3 protein-coding genes are annotated in these 3038 nt (G+C 70.2%); all 3 read left to right on the forward strand.

The window, feature by feature from the left end; genetic code table 11:
• The first annotated feature begins 401 nt into the window (after positions 1-401).
• From ACFXGA_RS24645 to vanX, 3 genes are read left to right on the forward strand one after another with little or no spacing between them, the layout of a single operon-like run.
• Positions 402-1310: a D-isomer specific 2-hydroxyacid dehydrogenase family protein gene (locus tag ACFXGA_RS24645; protein ID WP_378091547.1), complete on the forward strand. Its 909-nt coding sequence runs from the start codon at positions 402-404 to the stop codon at positions 1308-1310.
• Positions 1307-2335, forward strand: a complete 1029-nt coding sequence (vanA, locus tag ACFXGA_RS24650) for a D-alanine--(R)-lactate ligase (protein WP_378091495.1) — start codon at positions 1307-1309, stop codon at positions 2333-2335. Before ACFXGA_RS24645 ends, vanA begins: the two co-directional genes overlap by 4 nt.
• A complete protein-coding gene (gene vanX / locus ACFXGA_RS24655; RefSeq protein WP_378091497.1) occupies positions 2332-2943 on the forward strand; it encodes a D-Ala-D-Ala dipeptidase VanX in 612 nt (203 codons plus the stop codon). The genes vanA and vanX overlap by 4 nt, the downstream gene beginning before the upstream one ends.
• The last annotated feature ends 95 nt before the right edge of the window (positions 2944-3038 follow it).

The following is a 3038-nucleotide window of genomic DNA, read 5'->3' on the forward strand; positions in this document are numbered from 1 at the left end:
ACACCCTGATATCTCTCTCGGGGGGGGGTCGGTGCTGCTCTGTTTGGTGTTGTTGTGTTACCCTCCGGCGTGCCCCTGCTCTTCCGCCGGGCGCACGACTGACCGCACGCCGCCGGCCCGGCTTCCCGTCGGGCGCGCCGACGCGGGGACACGCCCGTGAAACCCGCCATTCCCCCGAGCACAAGGGGAAGCGCCTTACCGGCCGGCGCATATCGTCGGCATATCGAAAACCGCATACGTGCCGGCAACACCGCGCCGTCTTGACTGGTGGCATGTTCGACAGCGAAACGGCACGGGAATCGGCCCGCCGCGCCCGGTCGCCGGTGCCCCCGTCAGCCGGTCCCACCACGGGGATCACGGTGTACGGCTGCGAACCGGACGAAGCCGTCCTGTTCCGGGCGATGGCGCCGCGCCACGGCGTCGTGCCGACCATCACCGGGGACCCGGTGTCGGAGGACAACGCCGGATTGGCGTCGGGGCACCGCTGCGTCAGCGTGGGCCACAAAACCCCGATCACGAACGGCACGCTCCGCGCGCTGAGCCGGGTGGGCGTGTCGTACATCTCCACCAGGAGCGTCGGGTACAACCACATCGACGTGGAGTACGCGAGGAGCGTCGGCATCTCCGTGGAGAACGTCGCCTATTCGCCCGACAGCGTGGCCGACTACACGGTGATGCTGATGTTGATGGCCATCCGGAACGCGAAGGCCACCATCAGGCGCACGGACGCCCACGACTACCGGTTGCACGAAGTGCGCGGGAAAGAGCTGCGCGACCTGACCGTCGGGGTGGTCGGCACCGGCCGGATCGGTTCCGCGGTCATCGACCGGCTGTGGGGGTTCGGCTGCCGGAAGCTCGCCCATGACATCCGCCCCAGGTCCTCCGCCGATTACGTCCCCCTCGACGAGTTGTTGCAGCAGAGCGACATCGTCACGCTCCACACACCGCTCGACGCGACCACGCGCCACCTGCTGGACCGTCGCCGCATCGGGCAGATGAAGCCCGGCGCGTTCGTCGTCAACACCGGCCGGGGCGGGCTCATCGACACCGACGCCCTCATCCGGGCGTTGGCGGACGGCCGGTTGGGCGGTGCGGCGCTCGACGTCCTCGAAGGCGAGGAAGGGATCTTCTACGCCGACCGCCGGGACCGGCCCTTGCCCAGCGCGCAGCTGGCGCGGTTGCAGGAGATGCCGAACGTGCTCATCAGCCCGCACACCGCCTACTACACCGACCACGCCCTGAGCGACGTGGTCGAGAACTCCCTCGTCAACTGTCGCGACTTCGACCGCAGGAAGCAGCACTGGATATGAAGATCGGCATTGTGTTCGGCGGACGCTCCGAGGAGCACCCCGTCTCCGTCAAGTCCGCGCGGGAGGTGGCGAAGCACCTCGACACCGGGAAGTACGAGCCGTACTACGTCGGGATCACGCGCAACGGCGCCTGGCGGCTCTGCGACGGGCCGGACGGGGAGTGGGAGGACGGGGGCCGCCCGGTCGTGCTGTCGCCGGACCGCGACGCGCGCGGGCTGCTCGTGCTGGACGACGGGCGGTACCGGACGATCGACCTGGACGTCGTGCTGCCCGTCCTGCACGGCAAGCAGGGCGAGGACGGCGCGGTGCAGGGCCTGCTGGAGCTGTCCGGCATCCCCTACGCCGGCTGCGACGTCCAGAGTTCCGCCCTGTGCATGGACAAGTCGCTCACCTACCTGGTCGCGCGCAGTGCCGGGGTCGCCACGCCGGAGTTCCGCACCCTCACGGCGGGCGAGCACGTCGACCCCGACCGGCTGACCTACCCCGTCTTCGTGAAGCCCGCCCGCTCCGGATCGTCGTTCGGGGTCGGCAAGGTGACCCGCGCCGAGGACCTGGCGACCGCGGTGGACGCCGCGCGGCGGTACGACTCGAAGGTGCTGATCGAGGAGGCGGTCGTCGGCAGCGAGATCGGCTGCGCCATCCTCGGGAACGACGGCGAGCTGGTCGCCGGCGAGGTGGACCGGATCGCGCTGTCCCACGGCTTCTTCCGGATCCACCAGGAGAGCGAGCCGGAGAACGGGTCCGAGAACTCGGTCGCGATCGTCCCCGCCGACATCCCGGCCGAGTCGCGCGCGCTCGTCCGCGAGACCGCGAAGACCGTGTACCGCGCTCTGGGCTGCCGGGGGCTGGCGCGCGTGGACATGTTCCTGACGGAGGACGGCACGGTGGTCCTCAACGAGGTCAACACCCTGCCCGGCCTCACCTCGTACAGCCGCTACCCGAGGATGATGGCCGCCGCCGGGTTGTCGCTCGGCGACGTGATCGACCGGGTCGTGTCCCTGGCCGTGCCCGGGGCGGTGCGATGAACGGCGATTTCGCCTTCCTGGACGAGGTGGTGCCCGGCATCCGCTGGGACGCCAAGTACGCCACCTGGGACAACTTCACCGGCAAGCCGGTGGACGGCTACGAGGTGAACCGGATCGTCGGCACGAGGGCGTTGTGCGAGGCGTTGGGCAACGCGCAGGAGAAGGCCGCGACGCTCGGCTTCGGGCTGCTCGTCTGGGACGGCTACCGCCCGCAGCGCGCCGTGGACTGCTTCCTGCGCTGGTCGCGGCAGCCGGAGGACGGCCGGACCAAACCGCGGCACTACCCGAACATCGACCGCGCCGAGATGGTCGGGAAGGGGTACGTGGCCGCCAGATCCGGTCACAGCCGGGGCGGCACGGTGGACTTGACGCTCTACCACCTGGGCACCGGTGAACTCGCGCCCATGGGCGGCGACCACGACCTGATGGACCCGGTCTCGCACCACGGCGCACCGGGGATCGGCCCCGTCGAGGCGGAGAACCGCCGGCGCCTGCGGTCGATCATGGAGTCGTGCGGCTTCCGGGCGTACGAGTACGAGTGGTGGCACTACACCTTGACCGACGAACCGCACCCGGACCGCTATTTCGACTTCCCCATCGGTCCGTGACGTGGGTTGGGGGGGGGGGGGGGGGTGGGTGGGGTGGAGAACCGACGGGGGGTGGGGGTGGGGGTTGTTGTGGTGGTGGGGGGGGGGGGGCTGGG

Origin of the sequence: Actinosynnema sp. NPDC059335 (genome assembly GCF_042752395.1) — a bacterium.
GTDB lineage: Bacteria > Actinomycetota > Actinomycetes > Mycobacteriales > Pseudonocardiaceae > Actinosynnema.

Bases quoted from the DNA above. Each gene is read 5' to 3' on its own strand.
- ACFXGA_RS24645 (WP_378091547.1), top strand. From the start codon at position 402: ATGGCGCCGCGCCACGGCGTCGTGCCGACCATCACCGGGGACCCGGTG.
- vanA (WP_378091495.1), top strand. From the start codon at position 1,307: ATGAAGATCGGCATTGTGTTCGGCGGACGCTCCGAGGAGCACCCCGTC.
- vanX (WP_378091497.1), top strand. From the start codon at position 2,332: ATGAACGGCGATTTCGCCTTCCTGGACGAGGTGGTGCCCGGCATCCGC.